A 23,559-nucleotide genomic window follows, 5' to 3' on the forward strand; every position below is an offset into this window, starting at 1 on the left:
TGAAAGGGCAAGTGGTGTAGCAACTATTGTGTATAAGGGGATTAGAGGATGAAAAAGAGAATTTTGATCACATTATTGGCAGCACTCAGCGTAACATCCTTATCGCCTGCGGCTGTACGTACCGTTCCGGGCGCCAATGCCGCAACCGCGGCGGAGACCATGAAGTTTGCGAATGGCGTGTACCTTGGGGAGGTCAAAAACGGACTGCCTCACGGAAAAGGCAAACTCACGTGGAGCAACAACAAATGGTACATGGGCGATTTTGTGCAAGGTAAACGTTCAGGGGCAGGCAAATATTATAACGAGTACATAAGTGAAGACGGAAGAACACACCGGACCGTATACAATGGGGCCTGGAAAAACGATCAAATGAGCGGAACCGGCACGTTCACCGACAAAGTCATCGAGACTACCGGCGAAGTCGTCAGTAATGCCATTACCACCGGCGAATTTGGCAACAACGTCTGGAAAAGCGGCTATCAGGTGATGCATGCTGTAGCCGATCCAGACTACAGTTTTATGTATAAAGGAAACGGAACAACTATTTCCATCTGGGGCACAAACGGCAGCCTGCTTCAACAGTGGAAAGAGGGCAATCTGTTCCGTGTGCAGTACCAGAAAGGCCAAGTCTACAAAGAGTATTGGATCTTCCCTACGGACACCGCTGCGGAAGAAAAAGCCAAACAGGCATCGATCCGTTACCTGAAAAACATCGCCTCTCAGGCCGCTCCGCATCTGGCGAAGTTTGAGCAGTTGGCCAAGCAGGTGCCTTTGAAGTAGCACCGGACAGGGGGGATGATGCTGGATACCAAAGGGGAGGGATACCGTGGGAATTGATGGACTGAAAGTGGAGGAATTTGCGGCATATGGGTTGCGTGTGTCGGCACGTCCGGTTCAGACCATGACGGTGGAAGAAATCGGGGCCAATCCCTTGGGGCGTCTCATCGATTTTCAAGGGTTTACCTTTGCGGCGTTCCCCGATCAAATGCTGGATGCGGTCCGGGAAGAAGAAAACTACGAAATGTTTGGTACGGCGGCTGCGGGTCCATTCCACGGGGCGTTTGCGCTTGACCGGGATGGACATGTCCGGTTTTTGGTTGATGCCCGGGAGGTTGCAGAAGCGGATGCCGAAGAAATAGGCGAACTGGATGGAGGAATTGTCAACCGGTCTTTGGAGCAGTTCGTTTCCGTGTTTTGTTTGTTTATAAGCGCGCATTTTCGGGCGCGGGCCTATCCGTCTACGGCGGCTGCGGTAATGGAAGCAGCGGCAAGGGAGTTTGTGGAGTTGGCGGAGCAGGTTGAAGCCGGCTGCACGGGCCCCGGGCGCTTCTGGGAACAGCTTGCTTATGAGCTTGAGGACGGAATGGCGCATCTGGCACGTCCGCTAAGCGACTATATTGAAGCAGGACGGATTTAAGAGTTCTGGGGCCACCGGCATTAAGCCGGACTGGCCCCTTGTTTGTTTCCCGGGTTAGCTGTTTTGCTGCCCGGATTTTTGATTGTTAAAAGCAGCTTTGGCATCTGCAGCAATTTCTTCGGCGAACTCTTCTTTTTCCTTGCTTGGGTCCGGCATGACATTGAATTTGCTGCGTTGTACTTCATATTTGCTGAGTCCACTGCCTTGTGATTTGTTGTCCATCCGTACTTCCCTCCTTTAATTACAATCCAGTCCGTCTTTAGGCTGCTGCAAAAAGAATGGTTTTATGCGCGGGTCACATGTTCCCTGTAACGGCCTGGTTGAATGGGGGAGGATAAAGACGACAGCGGACTTTTGTTCCTTAGAAAGCACAAGGACCAGGAAACACACGCAAAAGAGGAGGATCCGGCGGGATCCTCCTTTAGTTACGTTTTAACGGTGATTAAACAACGCCTTGGGCCAGCATGGTATCGGCTACCTTCAGGAAACCTGCGATATTGGCTCCCGCCACCAGGTTGCCCGGTACCCCGTATTCCTCCGCCGCGTTAACGGCGCTGCGGAAAATATTTTTCATAATTTGATGCAGGCGTTCATCAACTTCTTCAAAGGACCAGGAAAGGCGCAGGCCATTTTGGCTCATTTCCAGTCCGGAGACGGCTACACCGCCTGCATTGGCTGCTTTGGCGGGTCCAAACAGAATTTGATGCTCCAGAAAATAATCGATAGCCGAAAGGGTGGAAGGCATATTCGCCCCTTCCCCGACCGCCATTACTCCGTTAGCTACCAAGGTGCGTGCCGCTGTTTCGTCCAGCTCGTTTTGCGTTGCACAAGGCAATGCGATGGTACAGGGGAGATTCCAGATGCCTGTGCTGCCTTCTGTGTAGACGGCATGAGGATGTTCATTCACGTATTCGCTGATTCGGGTGCGCTTTTGTTCTTTCAGCAGCTTGACGGTCTCCAGGTTGATGCCTTGCGGATCGTGGATATAACCGCCGGAATCGCTGCAGGCAATGACGTGCGCGCCAAGCTGCTGCAGTTTCTCAATGGCGTAAATCGAAACATTACCTGAACCCGAAACGACAACCGATTGACCTTGGAAGTCCAGCCCTTGCATGGCCAGCATTTCCTGGACAAAATAAACAAGCCCGTAACCGGTGGCTTCTTTTCTCGCCAGGCTTCCGCCATACAGCAGGCCTTTGCCTGTCAGGACGCCGGCTTCATGTCCGCCGTGAATCCGCTTGTATTGCCCAAACATGTAGCCGATTTCGCGTGCGCCTACACCAATATCGCCCGCGGGGATATCGGTATCCGGTCCAATGTGCCGGTACAGTTCAGTCATAAAGCTTTGGGCAAAAGCCATGATCTCCCGGTCGGATTTGCCTTTAGGATCAAAATCGGAGCCGCCTTTGCCGCCGCCGATGGGCAGGCCGGTCAGGGCGTTTTTGAAAATCTGCTCAAACCCCAAAAACTTGACAATCCCCAAATAAACGGAAGGGTGGAAGCGAAGGCCGCCTTTATAAGGACCGATTGCGCTGTTGAACTGTACGCGGTACCCGCGGTTCACATGGATCCGGCCGGCGTCATCGTACCATGGAACCCGAAAGGACACGGTGCGCTCCGGTTCGACAAGACGTTCCAGAATGGAGTTCTCCATGTAATGGGGATGCCGCTCTAACACAGGGACGAGCGTATCCAGAATCTCCTTGACGGCCTGATGAAACTCCCGCTCCTGCGGATCGCGGCGCTGAACTTCTTCGTAAATACGCTGTACATAATTTTTTGCCGCTGACTGGGTTTCGGTTTGAAGTGTGGACACTTGATTGAACCCTCCCTGTTCCTAGGATGAAATGAAATAAAAGTCAAACACATAAATGATTAAAAAGAATATTACATAAAAATGACATGAAAGTGGTAATCAATTCTTTTTTTCTGGGTTATTATTAATTTTTATGGAGGAACCCGCTGCTAAATCTGTAGTATGCATAACACCGTCCGAAAGTATAAATACCATGTTGTTTAACGAAGTAAAGCGTTCACTTAATAATACTTTAAAGAAGGTGTCCATTCCTAGCTTTTCCTTAAAAATTTTTTTGATGATTTTTTATAGTGGAATAAAAATATAGTTTCCGGGGCTTCAGAAGGGAGGGTTGGCGTTCATTTCAATCCGGGACCAAACATGCAGATGGCGGCCTATAACATGAAGCTGGGGGAGGTGTTAGATGACCTGGCGCACGTATTAAATTCGTAATATTTTATTGCCTATGAAGAAAAAAATAGGTATAATCTGCCTGATCATTTCAAATTTAAAGTATTGGGAAGGAGTTATCGAATTTGAAAAAGAAAACGGCAGCGGCATTCATCTCCTTAGCGATGTTGGGGTGCCTCGGAACAGGCGTTTATGCCGGTTCGAATCTTCAGGAGATTAAGGCTTATTTAAATCCCGGCATCAAGTTTAAGGTAGACGGCCAACCCGTTCAGCTTAAGAACGGCAGCGGCGCAGTGATTGCTCCTATCTCCTATAACAACACTACATATTTGCCGGTCCGGTCGGTTTCGGATCTGCTGGGTGTAACCGTGAAATTTGATGGAAAAACCAACACCATCCAATTGGGCGAACAGACCGAAGGCGTTTCGATTGCGGCAGGATTTGACTCCTCCTATCATACAAAAGACCCAAAAATGACCGTATACAATGGCAAGGATTACAAGGACGTTTTTTTTGATAATGGGAGCGGCACCCGGGGAAGCTCGTTTATGCTGTATCCCAAAGGAAAATACCAAAAGCTGTACCTGCAGGTGGCGGCAATCGGTTCGGACATCGAGGAGTTCATGATCAATGATTCCGACACAGATACCACACTGAAAAAACAAGAGATCCGGGTAGAGGATGGACTGGTTACCCTGGAAGTGGATATTGCTGGGGTAAAATCACTATTCGTGCACGGGCAAGTGAAAAACGGCGGTTCCGTGTTTATCCCGTTAACAAGCTCTTATTATAAATAAGACTAGGGAGCGGCCGCTCCCCTATAGAATAGAGGAAGCGGCCGGGCAGCAATAAAGCCTTGTGCTATTATCATTAACTGGATAAGGGTGCTAAGGCTTTTTGTATCTCCTGTGAGTCGTTTTATTTGATCAATTCGAGCTCAAACGTTTTGATCTCGTATGGTTCAAGCACAAACGAAATGGTTCCTGTCTGCATTTCGCCTTCCGGTTTCTCCATCAGGCTGCATTCCCGCCAGCCCGAGATGGTAAAGCCGCTGTTCAGCGTGAGCTGCTGTCGGCTTCCGGAGTAATCATGCAGCCGGACAATGACCGTGCCGCGGTCTTCGGATTTTTTTACGGCTGAAATCATCGCCGTATTGGGGCTTAGGCTGAACATGGAGAAGCTGTGCTGCTCCGCTGTTCCTGAAGCCGCTTTTAACGGGCTGTTCAATTCCCAGGCATACCGGACGGTGTCCCCATGCAGCCAGCCTCCCTGATGAGGAAATAAAGCATAAGTGAATTGATGCTTGCCTTGATCCGCTTCAGGATCAGGGTGTGTTGCCGATTTGATCAACGACAAGCGTACCTGGTTGTGTTTAATGTCATAACCGTATTTGCAGTCATTCATCAGGCTTACGCCGTAACCTTGGTCAGACAGGTCCGCCCATTGGTGGCCAACAGTCTCAAAGCGGGCCATGTCCCAGCTGGTATTCCAATGCGTCGGGCGCTTCACATTGCCAAACTGGATGTCATATGTGGCTTCGGTGGTACGGATATGAACAGGGAAGGCAACCTTAAGCAGCTGCTGTTTTTCATGCCAGTTGGCCTCGGTTTCAAAATCAATTCGGCGGCTGTTGGCATACACGATCAACCGCTGACGGATCAAGGAGTCGCCGTAAGTCCAGGTAAACTCAAGTCCTGCCCGCAGACGTCCGCACTCTACGAGACGGATTTCTTTTAAGCTGCGGATTTCGCGGGATTTTTCCTGATAAAAAATATCGATGTCCCAGGCTTCATGAGCCAACGGTTTATCCTCAAACACCTGAAAAACATTCCCGCACGATCCCTTAGCGAGCACCTCGCGCTGATTCTCCACATCGTAAATTCGGGTCAGCTGACCGTATTTATTCCATTCCAGTTTGTAAAAAGGTGTATCTATTCCTTGATCCTTCACAGTAAACGGGCAATCGTAAGTTTCTGGAGCTGAAGACAGCGTCTCCAGCCGGATCGCTGCATACCCAAGCGAAGGAAGGTTTTGGGCTTCCACAAGCCATCCCGTTTCTGTTTTTTGAGAATGCAGCGTGTTGCCCAGCATATCCTTCCATAAGCCCTCAGTGTACTCGTTTGCGATTTCCACCAGTCCGGTCCAGACCCATGGAGCCGTGTTCCATATGGTATATTCCTTGCCGCCCGGCCGCCGTTCAACAATGGCTTGCTCCGCCTGCTGCCAGGCCGTGAGGCCGATGCTTTGGGCATCCGCATATTCGATGCGGCTATCCTCATATACTTCCCCGATCGAGGAACCCGGGATGATATCATGAAACTGATTCCGCAAAATAATCTTCCAGCCGGCAGCCAGAGATTCAGCCGGATAACGGGTCCAATCACCGCTGAATACGCTGTTCAAGGCATTCAGCCACTCGGTTTCACGGTACAGCAGCTCCAGCTTGCGGTTCATTCGTTTGTTGTACGCTTGACTGGTGTACGTACCCCTGTGGTATTCCAGGTAAAGTTCGCCATCCCAGGTATGCACATAGCTGTCCGTTTTCGCTACGGTTTCATTCAATTTGCGGAAATACTCACCCGCACGTCCAGTCTTGAGCTTGGGCAGCCCGGGCATTTGATCCAGCCTGCGGCGCATTTCCAGCATTTCGCGGTTAACGCCGCCGCCGCCGTCTCCAAAACCGTAGGACAGCAGCAGTTCTTGATTCATTTCCTTGTTCCGGTATGCATCCCAGCTGCCCTTTACTGTTTTCGGCAGGATCCGGCCGTTGTAGGTGTAAAACCAGGAGCCTGGCTCGGACCAGGGTTCGGTCGTCGTAATGAAATGGGTCAAAATTTCGGTTCCGTCAATGCCCCGCCAGTAAAACGTATCATGCGGCATCCGATTGTATTGGTTCCAGCTGATTTTTGTGGTCATAAAGGTGTGAATGCCTGATTTTTTCAAAATCTGCGGCAGAGACCAGCTGTAGCCGAACACATCCGGAAGCCATAAGTAGTCACAGCCGGCATCCAATTCGTTTTTGAAGAACCGGGTTCCCATAAGCAGCTGGCGCACCAGGGATTCTCCTGATGTCAGGTTGCAGTCCGCTTCGAGCCACATGCCGCCTCCGGCTTCCCAGCGACCTTCCGATACCCGTTGTTTAATCTCCTCGTACAGCTCAGGGTAGTCCTGCTGCACATACTCATACAGCTGAGGCTGGGTTTGTAAAAAAATATACTCCGGGAACAGCTCCATCAGGCGCATGACCGTGGAGAAGGAGCGGGCGCATTTTTCCCGGGTATGCTTCAGCTGCCATAACCAGGCCACGTCAATATGGGTGTGGCCCACACATGTTACTTCGACAGGGGTTGTTTTCTCCATTGTCTGGATCGCGTGTGCAAGTTCGTCTCTGGCTGCATAAACCGAGCGGTAAAAAGCATCCGAACCCGGACGGCTCCAGTCGATCCGCGCCAGGGATCGGTCCGCAGATTTCTGCAGCTGCGCTCTTTCCGCAAGGTTCGGGTCCAGTACTTTAATAGTTTCGGAAGCGGCGAGAAGCGTATAGTAGTAGTCGTCCGCCATTTCATCCAGCCAGCAGAGCTCGGCCAACCGGACGGAGTGGGTCTGGTCTCTCTTTGGTCCGCCGCCTTCAAGACCCGACCAGAGGCGGAACAGGAACCGCTGACGGGTTCCGGACAGCTCTTTGTTCAGAAATACCTCGGTATGGTTGGAGTCCACCCCTTGGTAGGGAGCCCCTTGGAGGTATAACAGGGATTCAAAACCGGAGTTGTTTCCGCCCCCGGTCTCTCCAAAGTCAAAGCGGCCCAGCACTTTTTTGCCGGTCCAAGAGGAGGGTATGTCTACTTCGGCGGACAGCCATAAATACAGGTCGCGTCCTGTCCATGTGCCGCCGACAGGCAGTTCGCCCCATGTATCGTCTACCTCGGGAAGGGCCGGATTGATTTCATTGCCCCGGTCTTCCAGACAGCGAAACGACGGGATGGACAAGGAATCGCGGTAACGGTAACCGGATAATTCGTGAATGCGGGCTTCAAGCTTTTGCTGAGTGAGAAACATGGAAGGTACCCCCTTTTGATAATAGGGAGTGCAGAATGAAGGCGGAGCCATTAGGCCGTGCTTGCGGGCGTTTAGACCCTAAAGTGGGGGGATCGATCTTGGGGGATCAGTAACATTATAATCACAGGCAGCCGTTTTTTCAAACCAGATCGACACACTCGGCCGAGAACACGGGAGTATGCAAGAGTAATGAATTGCCACAAGAATGGGTAAGGTGTTAAACTGAACCCCGAAAGTAAGCGCTAAAAATAGGAAGTGGTCGATATCTGGAAACTCCGGAGGTTTTATTCCAATCACCTGAAACGAAAGATGTTCAACAAAATCATTGTGTTGTATTCCGCCGTAATGATGCTTCTTTTTGGAATCGCTGCGGTGCTTGTCTACCAGTACCAGACCCAGCGGATTTTACGCGAGTATACCGATGCCAATCTCAAATCTGCTCATGTCCTAAGTATGTACTTGAACCGCCAGTATGAGGGAGTGATGAGCATGCTGCAACAAATTTATGGAGACGCCGCGCTTAGTGATGAGCTAACGTTTTTTCTGAACCATGATTATGAAAGTTATTTGAAGTACAGGCTTGATCTCTACTCCAGGACAGGAGAGCGGCCCCGCTCCTTTACGGCATTGATCAAAAATTACTTGGAGCAGGAGCCCGGTGTCAAAAGCATAACCGTGTACAGCAGTACTCAAAACTTCGATATGTTCTTCAGTAAAAGCCGGCAGATGCTCGATAATGAAACCGTTTCCCAACATTATGCCCCCCCGTTTAATCTGCTTGAACCCCAGAGCTGGGATTCGAAAAAAGAGGGGAATCAGGAGGTTTACTCCTACTCCCGCGAGTTAAAAGACCCGTGGACGCTTGAACAAATCGGGATCATTAATGTTGAATTTGACCGAAAGCAAATCTCGGCTTGGCTGGAAAACAGGGCTTCCATGAGAGGAAGGCTCGTAGCGCTAACACCGCAGGGGGAGACGATCTTTGATTCAGAAGGAGAAGGAAGCCGGAGCGGCTCCGTTCATCGAATGGATCTAAATCATGGAGACAAGCGGGTACAGCCGGATGAATCCTCAAAAGCAACGGTGCTTCAAGTCGGAAATTCAGGTCTGAGTGTTGCTGCAATGGTGCCCAAATCATCCATTCAGCTGAATACCAAACATCTCAAGCTCAGCTTGGCAGCCATTACGCTTTTATTTATAGCCGCGAGCTTCGCGGTTACCTTCTCGGTTATACGAAAGTATTCAAAAAAGGTGCAGCGGATTATTCGCTCTATGAACCGGATCGGGGAAGGGGATTTATCGACCCGGATTCACATGCCGGGAGAAGACGAACTGCAGCAGATTGCCGCCCGGTTTAACGATATGGGGGACCGGCTGGAGCAGTACATTGACCAGATGTACACTTCCGAACTCAAGCAAAAACAGGCAGAACTCGTCGCTTTGCAGTCCCAGATCAACCCGCATTTTTTATATAACACGCTGGAATCTATCCGAATGAAGGCTTACGTGCAGGGAGCTAGGGAAACCGGGCAAATGATCTACAGTCTGTCGGTCTTGTTTAAAAATATGGTCAAGCAGAGCACCATCGTTACGCTTGGAGAAGAACTCGAAATGTGCAGGGTGTATTTGGAGCTGCTGCGTATCCGTTATGAAGGCCGGCTGGTGACGCAAATTGAGCTTGAACCGGAGATTCGGGATTGTCCGATGATTAAACTGTTGGTTCAGCCTGTAGTTGAAAATTATTTCGTCCACGGCTTCCGGTCGTCGGAGGAGGATAACCGGATTTGTGTTACGGCCAGACGCGAACAAGAATATATCTTGATTACAGTTACGGATAACGGAACGGGCATTTCGCCAAGCAGATTGGAAGAGATTAGACGAACGCTTGACGGTGCTGCTGCCTCTGGAGTGGATAAAGTGTATGCATCCATTGGCTTGATGAACGTTCACGAACGAATTGTGCTCAATTACGGGCCGGGGTACGGATTGACGATAGCCAGCCAAGAGGGCCGGGGCACTGAGGTCTGCCTGAAAATACCTATGCTGCTTAAGGGGGAGAGTACATGAGAAAGGTATGGTTTGTTGATGACGAGCCGCTTATCGTTCAGGGCTTATCCGCTATTATGGACTGGAGCCGGTTTAACTTCGAAGTGGCGGGAACGGCGCGGGACGGTGCAGAGGCTTTGGAACAACTAAGAGACGAACCCGTGGATCTGCTGATAACGGACATTATGATGCCTAAAATGAACGGTTTGGAGTTAATCCAAAAGATCAAGGAGCTGCACCCTCACACCCGGTTTATTATATTAAGCGGCTACGAGGAGTTTGACTATGTTAAACGCGGGATTAAGCTTGGGATTCAAAACTATATTTTGAAGCCGATCAATCTTGAAGAACTCGAATCCACCATCGAACTTATTGTGCAAGACTGGCAGCGCGAAGAACGAAGCCGGTATTGTCAGGAAGAAGATTGGAAGGTGCTGAGGAGTAATGTTTTGCAGCGGTGGGTTAACGGAACGATCGAAGCGCCAGAGCTGGAGCAGAGGGCTGAATTGCTCGGTTTCTCGTTAAAAGGCAAAACCTTTCACGTCCATGTTGTCCGGGTTTGGGACCCTGAAAACAGAGGGCTGGGGATACTTGAAACCAGCTGTTTGCCGGAGCTTCTTGGCGGCCTTTTGTCTGAATGCTGCGGGGCCTTTAAGAACTCCATTGTATTTACGGACCGCGATGACGATCTTGTGGTATTCCTCCCGTATACCGGTGGAGACCGCTGGAGAGAAGCGGAGCGGGAGGCCCTGTATTCCTGCTTGGAGCAGCTGCACAGCCGGACCGGAATGCGGTTTTGGTGCGAACCCGGAGCAGCGGACGCCAAGGGTAACATGACGGAGGTTCCAGACAGCTACATCCACGCCAAAAGACAGCTGGAAACCCGGCTGATCACAAACGGCAAGCCGGTTTATTGCGGCAGGGCAGATGAGGAAAAGGCCGTACCTTCTCCGTTTACAGGCGGGCTGGATGCGTTGAACAAGCATGTGATTGAAGGAGATTCCGAGAAGATTGAGAAGCATATTGTCTCCGTCCTTGGCGCTGCTTCAGACATGGATACCGTTTCAAGAGAGGGATACCTGAATTTGGCGGTACAATTGATGCTCGCTGTAAAGGAAATTGCAAACAATACCGATTACAGCGACGTATTCACACCGCTTCAACGTATTTATACGCTGGAGGAACTGCAGCAGCATGTGCTGCTGGTGGTCAGCCGCACCTTTGACCGGAAGCAGGAGGAGCGTCCCTGCTGCAGCACGCACGTTTCTTATCTCTTAGACCAGGTAGAACATCATTATGCTGAGGAACTGTCATTAAAGACATTAAGCCAGCGCCTGCAGCTGCATCCCAATTACATAGGACAGCTGTTTCTGCAGGAGGTGGGGGCGACATTTTCGGATTATTTAAATCAATACCGGATCGAGCAAGCTGCCCGGCTCCTCTTGCATACGGACCAAAAAACCTCTGATATTGCAACTCATGTAGGTTATATGGATAGTTCGTATTTCTATCGCCAGTTCAAAAAATACACCGGAATATCGCCAACCAATATGAGAGCCCGGTACGCTAAAACGTCGTTACTGACAGCTGAACAAGAGTTAGATACGCAAAAACGTCATTAATATGTTTTTTCGTGGTTTGTGGGCGCAAATACGTCATGAACGGCAGTGAAAAGGGAGGAAGCGTTCTAAGCTTCCTCCTTTTTTAGTTAAACCTTTAATTTGTACATAACATTCTTATGTTTTTCAACTTGAGCGAGATAGCGCTTACTTGCCACAATAGAAGCAGGAATAACGGGTGTTCAGATTGGCGAATGGCCCAAGGCTGTGCCGGGGATCTGTGGGGGATTTCAAAAGTACAGCGATACTTCAAGTGTTGGTAAGGAGAGGATGCCTATGCCGGCATTCATCAAAAAGGTAATCCGGAACCGGTTTATGCTGCTGATGATTTTGCCAGGAACGATTTGGTTTCTTGTTTTTGCTTATTTGCCCATGTTTGGAACGGTGCTCGCGTTCAAGGATTTCAGAATCAGCCCGGACGGTTTTTTTGCCAGCGTCTTTAACAGCGAATGGGTTGGAATGAAAAATTTTGAGTATCTGTTTATGACCTCGGATGCTTACATCATTACGAGAAATACCATTTTGTACAACCTGGCGTTTATTATTTTTGGCCTGGTCGTCGCTGTCGGGTTTGCCATTATGCTCAGCGAGCTGGTGAACAAACGAATGGCAAAGGTGTACCAGACCGGCATGTTTTTGCCGCATTTTTTATCATGGATCATTATCAGTTATTTTGCGTTTACCTTTCTGAGCGTGGATAAGGGGACGCTGAATCAGATGATTACCTTTTTTGGGGGAGAACCGGTCAGCTGGTATTCTAGCGCTCCATATTGGCCGTTTATTCTGGTGTTTGTAGGCATCTGGAAAGGTGTTGGCTATAACAGCGTCATTTATTTGGCGGCGATTACCGGGATCGACAAATCCTATTATGAGGCCGCGGTGATCGACGGCGCAGGCAAATGGAAGCAGGCCCGCTATATTACGATCCCGCTGCTGAAACCGCTGATGATTATTTTAACCATTTTGGCAATCGGGGGCATATTCCGTTCTGATTTTGGTCTGTTTTATCAGCTTCCCAAGGATTCGGGAGCGCTTTATCCTGTAACGAACGTTATCGACACTTTTGTCTATAGAGGACTTATCAACATGGGAGACATCGGAATGAGTACCGCCGCCGGCTTATACCAATCCCTGGTGGGTTTAATCCTGATTTTGATCTCCAACTATATTGTCCGGAAAATCGAAAGGGAGCATGCCATCTTTTAAAGCAAGGAGTGTACGGGATGTCTCAGCTATCACGCACCGCTAGTGAACCGGTAAAAGCCGGCCGCAGAAGAAAAAGGGATTTTAACGCGATTTCTCCGCCGTGGAATACGCTGTTTCATATTGTAATTGGTTTATTCTCGTTTTCGTGTGTATTTCCATTTTTGTTTGTGATCATGATCTCGCTGACGGATGAGCAGACATTGGCGATGGAGGGCTTCAGCCTGTGGCCAAGCAAATTTAGCACCGCTGCCTATGCTTATATTTTTCAGACCGGCGGGGAGCTGTTTTCTTCCTTTGGTTTAACCCTGCTGGTCACCGTTTTGGGAACGCTGATCAGCCTGATACTGGTAACGACTTATGCTTATGCTTTATCCAGGCGGAGCTTTGAATTTCGTGGTGTATTCAGTTTTCTGGCCTTTTTTACGATGCTGTTTTCGGGTGGAATGGTTCCAGGCTATATTGTGATGACTCAGTTTTTACATTTGCAAAATACGATTTGGGCGCTGATTTTTCCTTTGTCCCTCAGTGCGTTTTCCATCATCGTCATGCGAACTTTTTTTCAGACAACGGTGCCTGATGAGATTATCGAATCGGCGCGTATAGACGGGGCGGGAGAGTTTACCACCTTTGTCCGGATTGTCTTGCCTGTATCCCTGCCCGGTATTGCGACCATCGGTTTGTTTAGCTCTTTAGGGTACTGGAACGACTGGTTTAATGCGCTGCTCTATTATAACCATCCGCAGAAGACGCCGCCGCTGCAGTTTTTGCTGATGCAAATTGAAAAAAACATGGATTTTATGATCAAAAATGCACAAAATTTAGGTTCTTTTGATGCGGCAGCCGGATTGCCGACGGAAACGGTTCGTATGGCGATGGTTGTGCTGGCTACCCTGCCAATTGTAATGGCCTATCCGTTTTTTCAGCGTTATTTTGTCCAGGGGCTCACCATCGGTTCAGTGAAGGGCTGAAGTCCGGATGATCTTGGTTTGTCCCGCCTAAGGCAGCGACAAAGCTTGGCTTTCGACGCTGTCTGTAAGCGGTATCATTATACCAACATTTATGTTCCAAGGGGGAAAACACATGTTCAGAAAAAAGGGTTCATCTGCTGCTTTGGTGCTGGCCATTGTGCTGGCGCTCTCCGTTGTTTTGACGGGCTGCGGCGGCAAGGAAAGCAGCGGAAGCTCAAGCAATACTTCCAAGGAGGAAGCAGCGGTTCAAAGCGACGGGACCATTGACGTATCCAAGCTTGAACCGGTCAAACTGAAAATGTATATGATTGGACCGTCGCAAAAGGATCTTCCCATGGTGCAGGAAGAAATCAACAAATACTTGGAGGAAAAAATCAACGCCAGTCTTGAAATTGAAATGATCGACTGGGGCGACTACAGCCAGAGAATGCAGGTAATCACCAGCTCAGGGGAAAATTATGATATTGCGTTTACCAGTTCATGGGCATTTGACTATTTGCCTAATGCGGCCAAAGGAGCGTTCAAACCCCTGAATGAGCTGCTGGACCAGTACGGTCAAGGTATTAAAGATGTGCTGGACCCGCGGTTTTTGGAAGGAACAAAGGTGAATGGGGTCAATTATGGCATTCCGGCGAATAAAGAGCTTGCCCAGCAGTTTGTATGGCGGTTTAACAAAAAATACCTTGATAAATACAAGCTGGACATCTCCAATGTGACCACCTTAGAGGACCTGGAGCCCCTTCTCAAAACAATTAAAGCAAACGAACCGTCGGATATCACTCCTCTGGCGGTTCCGAAAAGCTTCAAGCCTTATATGCCGTATGATTTCCTGCTGGGGGACGAAATTCCGATCGGCATGCCTATCGATACAAAGGATTTCAAATACGAAAATATTTTGGATTCCTCAGCGCTGAATGCTGCACTAAAAACGATGCGCAGTTATTACAAGGCAGGTTATGTCCGCGAAGACATCGCCACATTGGACGGAATAGATAACATAAAAACGGGCAAATGGCTGGTGGACCGTGAAATTACACAGCCGTATGCCGAAATGGGATGGTCCAGGAACGCAGGGTATGAGATCGTGACACGTCCGATGCATCAACCCGTAATTTACACCAGCTCGGCGGCAGGCTCGATGATGGCCATTTCCTCTTACTCCAAACATCCGGAGCGGGCAATGATGTTTCTGAACCTGTTGAATACCGATGTGAAGCTCCGCAACATGATCCAATATGGCCTGGAAGGCACGCACTATAAAAAGCTGGAGGACCCTTACATCGAAGATCTGCCGGCGATGCAGGAAAACTATGCAATGCCCGGTTTTGCGCTCGGCAACCTGTTTCTCACCTATCTTCATGAGGGTGAACCCAAGGACAAATGGAGCGAGTTTGAAAAGTTTAACAGCTCTGCCGTTGTCGCGCCTACTTTTGGTTTTAACTTTGACACGGCTCCGGTAAAAACCGAAGTGGCGGCCATCACCAATGTTGCCAAGGAATTTATTCCGGCGCTGTACACGGGTTCCGTTGATCCCGATGAGTATCTCTCCAAAGCAAAACAAAAGTTTCAGGATGCGGGAATCGACAAGGTTATTGCCGAGGCTCAGAAACAGTTTGACGAGTGGAAAGCAGAAAACAAGTAAAGAGCCGAAAATAAGTGATAAGCAGGAGAGATCGGCGGCAGTTGAGGGACGGCCGGTTAGGCCGTTTCTCCTTCTTGCTATATTCAATCTGCGCTCGACAAGGGAGGATACGGAATGAAACAAAAGAAACCTGGCTTGTTTGCCGGAAGTAAAAGGAAGCGGCAGCTGAAGGTAGGAGTGGCGGTTGTTATGCTGGCAGGCGCCATTGGGTTCGGAGGAACTCCTGCTGCAGCCGAGCAGCCGTATTCTTCCTATTGGTATCCGGATACGCTCCTTTCCTGGTCTCCGGCTGCCGACAAGGACGCCCGGTTTAACCGGGGATCCGTCAAGCTTCAGCATCAACGTTTTGTAGGCGAAAAGGCCAATCCAAATGCCAAAGAGGAAGTGAAGGTGGTCGCGATTGCCTCCATGTATCCCAGCACCAGCGGTGCGCCTTCACAGGGGTCGGACCGGTTTCATACCTATACGTTCAGCTACTGGCAGTATATCGATAAGCTGGTGATGTGGGGCGGGTCGGCAGGAGAAGGGCTTATCGTGCCTCCAAGCGCGGATGTAATCGATGCCGCTCATAAAAACGGCGTCCCTGTATACGGGACGGTATTCCTTCCGCAAACGGAGCATGGAGGCAAAATTCAGTGGCTGCGGGATCTGCTGCAGCAGCGGGAAGACGGCTCGTTTCCGGTAGCGGATAAGCTGATTGAAGCTGCGGCGTATTACGGTTTCGACGGATGGTTCATCAATCAGGAGACGCAAGGGGGAACGGCGGAGGATGCGGCGCGAATGGCAGCATTTCTGGCCTACCTTCAGCAGCATAAAAAAAGCGGCATGGAAATCATGTGGTATGATTCGATGATTAAGGATGGTCCTGTGAAATGGCAGGGCGCGCTGACGGATCAAAATGCGATGTTTTTTCAGTCAGGACAACAGCGGCTGTCAGACAGCATGTTCCTCGATTTCCGCTGGCAGTACAAAGATGAACAGGATGGTAAATATGACTATATCACGCCGTTTTTAAATTCGCCGGCGAAGGCGGCCGAGCTGGGCCGAAGTCCGTATGACCTTTATGCGGGAATAGATGTCGAAGCAAAAGGCTATGAAGGACGGTATAATTGGCCGGTGCTGTTTCCCGATCACAGCAAATCGGTCACCTCACTTGGGCTCTACCGCCCGGATTGGACCTTTAACAGCGCAGAAACCCATGATGAGTTTATGGAAAAAGAACAAATTTTCTGGGTTGGGCCAGCTAAAGATCCCTCAAATCCGGCTCTTGCCAATGCCGGTGATCCGCTTGCCTGGAGAGGTATAGCCCATGATGTGCCGGAAAAAAGCGTGATTACCGGAACAGAATTTATGACTCATTTTAATACAGGTAACGGACAGATGTTTGCTGTCGACGGGAAAGCGGTGCGAAGCCGGGAATGGAGCAACCGCAGCTTGCAGGATCTGCTGCCGACTTGGCGCTGGATTGTCCAATCGGATGGAAAGGGATCGCAGCTTCAGCCGGACTTTGATTTCGCCAAAGCTTATTACGGCGGCAGCTCACTGAAACTCGCAGGGGAACTGAAAAAGGGGTCAACCGCAGAAGTGAAGCTGTATAAGACAAAGATACCGGTTGAGCCGCAAACAGAGGTGGAATTGATCTACACCAATCGTTTTGCAGATGCAAAATTGCAGGTTGGGTTAGCTTTTTCGGATGCCCCGGCACAATATGAATTTTTTGATCTCGAAAAGGTCGGAGAGACGAGGGAAGGACAAGAATGGGTTCAGGGAAGCATACGTCTGAACAAACATAAGGGACGTACAATCACAGGTATATCGCTTCGCGTGCAGCCTTTGGCCGACGTGCCGGCCTACCAGACGAATATCGGCCGGCTGGCGGTCACGAGTGAGAAGGATCGGCCAAAGAAGCCTAAGCAGGTCAAAGAGCTTAAAATGATTGAAAGCGATTTCCGCGACGGGATTTATGGAGATGCACGTTTGTCGTGGCAGCCGCCTAAGCAGGATGAGGATATTTTATATTACCATATTTACCGTGTACATCCGAATGGCAAATATGAACTGATGGGCATGACCGGCAATAACGTCTATTATATTCCTGAAATGAAACGAGCGGAGAAAGAGACCACATCGAAGATCGCAGTTATCCCGGTGAACCGTCACTATGAACAAGGTAAGGAAGCCCGTGTAAATCTGCAGTGGCCGGCTTATCCGAAGCCAACGGCCAATTTTACAGCGGATAAGACACTGGTAGCGCCTGGCGGCAGTGTGCAGTTTACCGATTTATCGTCTGAGGTAACCGAAGTTTGGCGCTGGAGTTTTACTGGCGGCCAGCCGGCCGAAAGCACGGAAAGAAATCCAAAAGTAACCTATTTAAAGGAAGGTACCTATGAAGTTGCGCTGATCGCTTCCAACAGCGAAGGAGAAGACCGTCTTGAGAAAAAATTAATTACGGTTACAAAGGAAGCTGTGAACGGAGTAGGGAATGTGGCGTTGAATCAGAAGGTTTCGGCATCCAGCTATGTGAATGAGAAAGAAGCGCCAGCTTTTGCTGTGGATGGCCGGCAGGATACCAAATGGTGTGCGGTGGGGGAAGGCCCGCATAGGATGACCGTGGATCTCGGCGAGGAACGAAAAATCAGTGAATTTGTGCTCCGTCATGCCGAAGCGGGTGGAGAACCGGCTGCTTTTAACACACAAAGCTATACCATTCAGGTCAGCACGGATGGAACAACGTGGACAGATGCGGTGACGGCAGCAAATAATACGGAACCGGTCAGCCGGCATGCCATCGAACTGACCACCGGCAGATACGTGCGTCTGCAGGTCAATAAAGCCACACAGGGCGGCGATACGGCTGCCCGGATTTATGACTTTGAAGTGTGGGGGCTGAAGTAAGCTGAACTTAACTATGCATTAAAAGAACTCGCGATAAAGAATCGGGGAGAAAGAATCCGCGAGTAAGAACCCGTGCTCCTTCGCGGGTTCTTTCTTTTTTTCTTCTCGTTGTTATATTTAGCTGCTAACAACTGTCTTAATAAGAAACGAAACTAGTCGTAACAAAGGAGAAAACTATGTTAAAGCAGTGAAGTGCACTCCTTAGAATAGACATTGGAAAAACCTCCTGGTTAATCCGATGAAATCTAAGGGGTGCATTTTTATGGCGATTAAAGGACAGAAGTTTAAATCATATACGGAAGAAGATAAGAAAGAGGCAATCCGACTACATGTGGAAGAGAAATGGACATACAGACAGATCACTGAACATCTTGGGATCCAGGTTAAGAATAGGGTTAAGAAATGGATGCGTAAGTACAGAGAACTGGGTGAGTATGGATTATTGGATCAGCGAGGGCGCCGAGAGGAATATATGGATCAGGATCGGTATGTTCAAAGGCTTAAACGGGAGAATGACATGTTAAAAAAGTGCTTGGAAATCTGGATGCAGGAGGTAAGGAAGAACGCTTTAAACTCATCGAGCAAGCCGTAGGCCTAGGAGGAATTGCGGAGTTGTGCCAACTCTTTGGCGTCTCCAGAAGCGGTTACTACGCCTATTTGAAGCGAAAAGGGAACGACCGCAACGCCGAAGCCAAATAACAAATTCGTAAAGTCTACAAGTGCTACGAGGGAAAGTACGGGTATCGGCAGCTCCAATTGTTCTTGTGGCAAGATGACGGCATATGGATGAACCACAAGAAGATTCTGCGCCTCATGCAAAAGCTTGGACTTCAAGCCAGGATTCGCCGGAAACGTAGGAGGAACGGGACGAAGCAGCAGGCTGGAGATCGTGTGGTAGAGAAACTGCTGAAACGAGACTTTACGGCAGACAAACCCAACCAGAAATGGGTAACGGATGTGACCCAATACCGGGTAGGCGAACGCTGGCTCTATCTCTCGGCAATAAAAGATTTGTTCAACAATGAGATTATTGCCTACCAGCTAAGCGAACGTAACGATAGCGAGTTAGTTCTCCGCACGTTTGCCAAAGCATTTGCCAAGCGAAAAGACGTGACCGGAGTGGTCGTTCACAGCGACCAGGGATTCCAGTACACGTCTCATGCATACCATGACATGCTGCCAAAGGTTGGCGCCCAAATCGGCATGTCACACCGGGGCAATTCCCTAGACAACGCCTCTATGGAGAGCTTCTTCTCGCATCTTAAAACGGAAGGGCACTACCCTTATGATATCCGAAAAATGGCGGAGGCACAAAAGAGAATTAAGAAATACATTCAGTTTTATAACCGAAGACGACCACAGCGTAAATTAAATAAACTGGCACCGGTAGATTACCGACGCCAGTTTGCTGCTTAGGTGTTTTTTCAATGTCTACTGATTGGGGGCTTGACTAAAGTGGTAGGTAGGGCTTCTTTTGTTGCTTTTCGTTAAAGTCAATACCGCAATACTTTGGTAACTGAATGAATACCGTCGTACTAAATATCCACACTAGGTTATTTTTCATTTAAAGCTATTGACCAATCAACAGAAGTATATAATCTTTCCACAAATGTCCGGACCAACTTGAATTCTCCTTCAATATTTGGTAGTCCTTCTATTACAAATTCAGAATTATTACTAATTTCAGTTCCGCTTCCTGAAGGGGATAAGCCACCTCTAAATTGTACTGGATATATCTTTGTATCACCGATACGCTGAATAATCCATTGATCATTAATAAAGATACTGTTGCTAAAGCCATTAATTTTAATTATGGTTTGATTTGTTTTATCCTCTCCCTCAGCGGATAGAACAACTTTATTTAAATGAATCTGATCCTCGTTGTTTTTTCCTTCGAACGTTATCATATTTTGCCCCAATTCATTAAAATCAAAATCAACTGAAGAACCATCCTCCTCTAATAACGAAAGACCATCAAATACAAAAATAGCTTCATCTGGGATGTTTATAAAGGAGTAAGACCAATGAGTGATTTTTTCATCTTCGATGTCAGTATACTGATGTTTATCTAACAATCCCTGCTTATGCCCACTCTTAGTACTTCCTATACTGTGAATTTCATTTCCCGTATCATCTTCGAAGTGAAACATAAGACTTCCAACTTTTAGTTCATTAGAAGTAGAATTAGTTTTCATCTCTAATCTCGTTGATGAAGGAGTTTGAATTAACCTATTCACCTGAACAATAATATTTGTGTTAGGGACAGCATAGGACTGATTTATTTCTTTAACAGTTGATATTTGATTAGCTTCATTTAAGTCTAAAGCAAAATTGAAATTCCAATCTCCCTGTATAGTTCTTGGATTATCGACCGTACCACCAAGCTGGTTAATTTCTCCTACAACTTTAATGCTTTCTGATTCAATAAAGTTAGGAAAGATCACAGATAACTGATAGTAGTTGTTCGTCTTGCCCACATGGCTAAACTCACCTAATATTTTTCCGTTTTCATCTTGAACATATATGTGGTTTTGTTTACCAAGATTTAGCATACCTTCTGAACTTGATTCATCAGAATTAAAAAGCTGAAGAGCCATTACTATACGTCCACCGTCTGCACTAACTTCGTTTATTTTTAATGTATAATCTTGATCGGTGACCAACACTCCAGGATCCAGGATAGTTCCGTATTTTTTTGCATTTAGCAATCCAGTGTCCGTGCTGTCCACTGATAAAAGTGATTTAAATGTCTCCGCAATAGTTGGCCCAGATATATAGAGGAATGACCCAGTAATTAACATGACTGATAGCGAAATCAATAGTCTTTGTTTTTTCCATCCCTTTTTCTGACGAACAAATGAAACTGGTTCTTTCTTTCTTACATGATTATAAATGTAGTGCATAACGTTTTTATTTATCTCTTTGGGGCTCTCTACGCTAAATAAATTACGCAGATCTTGATGCTCATTAAGAACTCGTTCATAAATTTGCTTGCAATGAAGGCATGTTTTAATATGGAGATTTTGGGGGCTATTTTCATCTACATCGTAAATTAAATCTTCAATCTCCGAAATTTCTAAGCATTTCATTTAAATCATCCCCTTTTTCTTGGATTGTTGAACGAAGCTTCTTTTTGGCACTAAATAATTCATTTCTTACTTTTATTGCAGATATTTGCAGTATGTCAGCAATCTCTTGATAACTGAGTTCTCCTAAATAACGAAGCATCAGTATTTGCTTTTTTTTCTTAGGCAAAACATTTAATAAATTCATTATGGATTTTTTATGATACTCATAAATAAATTTACTTTCCGGGGTCCTATAATCTGCTGCGTTTTCATCCACAGCAAAAGGGAGCTTTAATCTCCACCTTTGTTTTCTTTGAAAGTCCCTCATTTGATTGATAGCGATACTAAAAAGCCATGCTGAAAACTTTTTGGACAAATTATGTTGATCAAGTTTTGTATAGGCCTTGAAGAAAGTCTCTTGGGTAAGTTCCTGCGCATCGCTATAATTCATGCCCATCTTGATGAAATAGCTGAAAATTCTCTGATGATACCGTTCGACAATAATTGAGAATTTATTTATTTCTCCGTTCATTATCTCTAAAATCAGCTTTTCTTTATCAGTAAAAGTGTCCATCCTAACCTCACCTCCAAACTTTTTTTAACTATAAGACGAATATGAAATTAAACGTGTCTAAAAAAAGTGAAAATATTTTCCTTTTAGTGCAATGTAATGTGTGTAAACTTACGTCATCTTTGACAACCACCTGAACAGAGAGTTTACAGCAGACCAGCCTAACCAAAAATGGGTCACGGATATTACTTACCTGGGATGTTGGCTACCGGGAGATGTAGTATTTCTGGGAGTAAGAGGAACGGTTTCAAAATAAAAGAAACGGCCTTTTCCTGAATAACTTTGGGAAAAGGCCGTTTTTTGTGAATTGTGCTTTTAGTGTAAACTCGAAAGGGGGGCTCCTTTAAGGAGCTATGACCACCTTCGCGGGCTTTGCTTGTTTGCAAATAGCTCTAGGCCTCTAAGTTTCTAAGCCTCTAAGCCTCAGAACCATAAACTTCTTCTCCGATCGCCACCGTGTTCTCCAGGTACGAAATCCAATCACTCCAGTTGCCGTTTGCTGTGGTACGGTCCCGGAGCTGGCAGGCTGACACCACGTTAATGCGATTGGCATCGGGTCTGAAACTCAGCCTTATCCTCTAACACATCTCTTAAGAATGCTTTAGATGCCTTCAATTTAGCTTCGACATCCTGAATATATGTAATTTTATCCGCCACCAATGCTCTCTTCTCTACGTGATGGGTATTTTCATTTATGAGTAAAGCCACTTCCTGAATTGTAAAACCTAATATGAGCAGCATTTTCAAATCCTGCAAATAGGTGACCACACCTTTATCGTATACGCGATAATTATTTTCATCCCTTGATATAAACTGTTCAGGGATTAACTGTTTGCGTTCATAGAATCGTAAGGTGGATATGGGTAATTCTGTCAGTCTAGAAACTTCCTTAGCTTTCATAACCTGTCCCTTCTGAATCCAAATAATTGATAGTTGCTATAAACCAAGGTTCATAGTTCATACTAGCAACATGATAACCCGAGACATCACTACTGTCAAAATAATGGATTATCAGAAGGAGTGCTTATATGATGGAACATATCCAGAATAACGACTTTATCAACATTCTGACCGGCCGCCGTTCCGTACGACTGTACGATGAGGACGCCAAAATTTCAGAGGAAGAAATGCACGCGATGATTCAAGAAGCAAGCTTGGCTCCCTCTTCTGCAAATATGCAGCCATGGCGCGTAATCGTGGTTTATTCCCCTGAAGGAAAAAACAAGCTCCGTCCTCTGGTCCAGTTCAATACGCGGCAAAATGATACATCCGCGGCGATGCTCATTATTTTGGGTGATACGCAGAGCGAACAGAATGTAGAAGAAATTTATAATACGGCTGTGGAACAAGGGAAAATGCCTAAAGAAATACGCGACAAACAAGTCACGCAAATTCTGAGCATGTATCCTTATCTCCCGAGAGAATTAAAGATCGAAATCGCCAAAATCGATGCAAGCCTATTTGCCATGCAACTGATGCTGGTAGCCCGCGCGTATGGGTATGACACCAATCCGATGGCAGGCTTTGAACGCGATCAGGTCGTCAGCGCATTTAATCTGGACGACGAAAGGTATGTTCCGGTCATGATCCTCTCCATCGGAAAGGCCAAGGAGGAGGGGCACGAATCTGTGCGCTTGCCTAGCGAGAAAATTACCTTTTGGCGTTAATGTGGACTTGTGTTTGTCATTAAACAGGAAGAGAGTCGGCCCCTTACCGGTCCGGCTCTTTTCTGCGGGAGACCAATTCTATCGTCTTTTCGTATGATCAAATTAGTCAGAATCTCTGGCAGGCGTTTTCATAGCCGTTTAAGACGGCGGAGCCGGGAAAACACGCGGCTTTCTAGCGCTGAAGTTGTTTCTTTTGAA

The 23,559-nt window shown here is 47.6% G+C and carries 18 protein-coding genes; 12 read left to right on the top strand and 6 right to left on the bottom strand.

What is annotated here, in order from left to right; genetic code table 11:
- Positions 1–48 precede the first annotated feature (48 nt).
- Together ACE6ED_RS10445 and ACE6ED_RS10450 are read left to right on the top strand one after the other, a co-directional pair.
- On the top strand, positions 49–780 hold the full coding sequence (locus ACE6ED_RS10445) for an MORN repeat-containing protein (RefSeq protein WP_410827060.1): 732 nt from the start codon (positions 49–51) through the stop codon (positions 778–780).
- Between the two features lie 46 nt (positions 781–826).
- Positions 827–1,417 (top strand): hypothetical protein, encoded by a 591-nt coding sequence (locus tag ACE6ED_RS10450; RefSeq protein ID WP_410827061.1) that lies wholly within the window; start codon positions 827–829, stop codon positions 1,415–1,417.
- A 54-nt stretch (positions 1,418–1,471) separates the two neighbouring features.
- On the opposite strand, the gene ACE6ED_RS10455 is transcribed toward ACE6ED_RS10450, so the two are convergent.
- Positions 1,472–1,639: a hypothetical protein gene (locus tag ACE6ED_RS10455; protein ID WP_410827062.1), complete on the bottom strand. Its 168-nt coding sequence runs from the start codon at positions 1,637–1,639 to the stop codon at positions 1,472–1,474.
- A gap of 220 nt (positions 1,640–1,859) precedes the next feature.
- Positions 1,860–3,233, bottom strand: a complete 1,374-nt coding sequence (gene gdhA, locus ACE6ED_RS10460; RefSeq protein ID WP_410827063.1) for an NADP-specific glutamate dehydrogenase — start codon at positions 3,231–3,233, stop codon at positions 1,860–1,862.
- A gap of 515 nt (positions 3,234–3,748) precedes the next feature.
- Here gdhA and ACE6ED_RS10465 point away from each other — a divergent pair.
- The gene (locus ACE6ED_RS10465; RefSeq protein WP_410827064.1) at positions 3,749–4,420 is read left to right on the top strand and encodes a stalk domain-containing protein; all 672 of its coding nucleotides are present in this window, start codon (positions 3,749–3,751) and stop codon (positions 4,418–4,420) included.
- A 121-nt stretch (positions 4,421–4,541) separates the two neighbouring features.
- Here the strand turns inward: ACE6ED_RS10465 and ACE6ED_RS10470 are convergent, their stop codons facing one another.
- On the bottom strand, positions 4,542–7,679 hold the full coding sequence (locus ACE6ED_RS10470) for an alpha-mannosidase (protein ID WP_410827065.1): 3,138 nt from the start codon (positions 7,677–7,679) through the stop codon (positions 4,542–4,544).
- 309 nt (positions 7,680–7,988) lie between these two features.
- Here ACE6ED_RS10470 and ACE6ED_RS10475 point away from each other — a divergent pair, with 309 nt between their 5' ends.
- The 8 genes from ACE6ED_RS10475 (at position 7,989) to ACE6ED_RS10510 (ending at position 19,471) form a co-directional block, all read left to right on the top strand.
- On the top strand, positions 7,989–9,746 hold the full coding sequence (locus tag ACE6ED_RS10475) for a sensor histidine kinase (RefSeq protein ID WP_410827066.1): 1,758 nt from the start codon (positions 7,989–7,991) through the stop codon (positions 9,744–9,746).
- Entirely contained in the window at positions 9,743–11,347 is a 1,605-nt protein-coding gene (locus ACE6ED_RS10480) for a response regulator (protein ID WP_410827067.1), read from the top strand. Before ACE6ED_RS10475 ends, ACE6ED_RS10480 begins: the two co-directional genes overlap by 4 nt.
- Before the next feature lie 273 nt (positions 11,348–11,620).
- Positions 11,621–12,550, top strand: coding sequence for an ABC transporter permease (locus ACE6ED_RS10485; RefSeq protein WP_410827068.1), 930 nt, complete (start codon positions 11,621–11,623; stop codon positions 12,548–12,550).
- Between the two features lie 17 nt (positions 12,551–12,567).
- Positions 12,568–13,518, top strand: coding sequence for a carbohydrate ABC transporter permease (locus ACE6ED_RS10490; RefSeq protein ID WP_410827069.1), 951 nt, complete (start codon positions 12,568–12,570; stop codon positions 13,516–13,518).
- A 112-nt stretch (positions 13,519–13,630) separates the two neighbouring features.
- The gene (locus tag ACE6ED_RS10495; protein ID WP_410827070.1) at positions 13,631–15,160 is read left to right on the top strand and encodes an ABC transporter substrate-binding protein; all 1,530 of its coding nucleotides are present in this window, start codon (positions 13,631–13,633) and stop codon (positions 15,158–15,160) included.
- A gap of 114 nt (positions 15,161–15,274) precedes the next feature.
- A complete protein-coding gene (locus tag ACE6ED_RS10500; protein WP_410827071.1) occupies positions 15,275–18,055 on the top strand; it encodes an endo-beta-N-acetylglucosaminidase in 2,781 nt (926 codons plus the stop codon).
- Between the two features lie 262 nt (positions 18,056–18,317).
- The gene (locus tag ACE6ED_RS10505; protein WP_410827072.1) at positions 18,318–18,647 is read left to right on the top strand and encodes a transposase; all 330 of its coding nucleotides are present in this window, start codon (positions 18,318–18,320) and stop codon (positions 18,645–18,647) included.
- Positions 18,648–18,757: 110 nt separating this feature from the next.
- Complete coding sequence (locus tag ACE6ED_RS10510; protein ID WP_410827157.1) at positions 18,758–19,471, top strand: IS3 family transposase; 714 nt, start codon at positions 18,758–18,760, stop codon at positions 19,469–19,471.
- 137 nt (positions 19,472–19,608) lie between these two features.
- Here ACE6ED_RS10510 and ACE6ED_RS10515 read toward each other — a convergent pair whose 3' ends face one another.
- From ACE6ED_RS10515 to ACE6ED_RS10525, 3 genes are all read right to left on the bottom strand, one after another.
- Positions 19,609–21,144 (bottom strand): DUF4179 domain-containing protein, encoded by a 1,536-nt coding sequence (locus ACE6ED_RS10515; protein WP_410827073.1) that lies wholly within the window; start codon positions 21,142–21,144, stop codon positions 19,609–19,611.
- Positions 21,116–21,697 carry an RNA polymerase sigma factor gene (locus tag ACE6ED_RS10520; protein WP_410827074.1) on the bottom strand — a complete coding sequence of 194 codons (582 nt, stop codon included), beginning with the start codon at positions 21,695–21,697 and terminating at the stop codon, positions 21,116–21,118. The genes ACE6ED_RS10515 and ACE6ED_RS10520 overlap by 29 nt, the downstream gene beginning before the upstream one ends.
- Before the next feature lie 534 nt (positions 21,698–22,231).
- Positions 22,232–22,594: a MerR family transcriptional regulator gene (locus tag ACE6ED_RS10525; RefSeq protein ID WP_410827075.1), complete on the bottom strand. Its 363-nt coding sequence runs from the start codon at positions 22,592–22,594 to the stop codon at positions 22,232–22,234.
- Between the two features lie 128 nt (positions 22,595–22,722).
- Here ACE6ED_RS10525 and ACE6ED_RS10530 point away from each other — a divergent pair, with 128 nt between their 5' ends.
- Positions 22,723–23,361 (top strand): nitroreductase family protein, encoded by a 639-nt coding sequence (locus ACE6ED_RS10530; RefSeq protein WP_410827076.1) that lies wholly within the window; start codon positions 22,723–22,725, stop codon positions 23,359–23,361.
- Positions 23,362–23,559 lie beyond the last annotated feature (198 nt).

The sequence above is a fragment of the Paenibacillus nanchangensis genome (assembly GCF_046543445.1).
Classification (GTDB): Bacteria; Bacillota; Bacilli; order Paenibacillales; family Paenibacillaceae; genus Paenibacillus_AQ; species Paenibacillus_AQ nanchangensis.

Bases quoted from the DNA above. Each gene is read 5' to 3' on its own strand.
- ACE6ED_RS10445 (WP_410827060.1), top strand. From the start codon at position 49: ATGAAAAAGAGAATTTTGATCACATTATTGGCAGCACTCAGCGTAACA.
- ACE6ED_RS10455 (WP_410827062.1), bottom strand. From the start codon at position 1,639: ATGGACAACAAATCACAAGGCAGTGGACTCAGCAAATATGAAGTACAA.
- ACE6ED_RS10470 (WP_410827065.1), bottom strand. From the start codon at position 7,679: ATGTTTCTCACTCAGCAAAAGCTTGAAGCCCGCATTCACGAATTATCC.
- ACE6ED_RS10475 (WP_410827066.1), top strand. From the start codon at position 7,989: ATGTTCAACAAAATCATTGTGTTGTATTCCGCCGTAATGATGCTTCTT.
- ACE6ED_RS10480 (WP_410827067.1), top strand. From the start codon at position 9,743: ATGAGAAAGGTATGGTTTGTTGATGACGAGCCGCTTATCGTTCAGGGC.
- ACE6ED_RS10485 (WP_410827068.1), top strand. From the start codon at position 11,621: ATGCCGGCATTCATCAAAAAGGTAATCCGGAACCGGTTTATGCTGCTG.
- ACE6ED_RS10490 (WP_410827069.1), top strand. From the start codon at position 12,568: ATGTCTCAGCTATCACGCACCGCTAGTGAACCGGTAAAAGCCGGCCGC.
- ACE6ED_RS10495 (WP_410827070.1), top strand. From the start codon at position 13,631: ATGTTCAGAAAAAAGGGTTCATCTGCTGCTTTGGTGCTGGCCATTGTG.
- ACE6ED_RS10500 (WP_410827071.1), top strand. From the start codon at position 15,275: ATGAAACAAAAGAAACCTGGCTTGTTTGCCGGAAGTAAAAGGAAGCGG.
- ACE6ED_RS10505 (WP_410827072.1), top strand. From the start codon at position 18,318: ATGGCGATTAAAGGACAGAAGTTTAAATCATATACGGAAGAAGATAAG.
- ACE6ED_RS10515 (WP_410827073.1), bottom strand. From the start codon at position 21,144: ATGAAATGCTTAGAAATTTCGGAGATTGAAGATTTAATTTACGATGTA.
- ACE6ED_RS10520 (WP_410827074.1), bottom strand. From the start codon at position 21,697: ATGGACACTTTTACTGATAAAGAAAAGCTGATTTTAGAGATAATGAAC.
- ACE6ED_RS10525 (WP_410827075.1), bottom strand. From the start codon at position 22,594: ATGAAAGCTAAGGAAGTTTCTAGACTGACAGAATTACCCATATCCACC.
- ACE6ED_RS10530 (WP_410827076.1), top strand. From the start codon at position 22,723: ATGATGGAACATATCCAGAATAACGACTTTATCAACATTCTGACCGGC.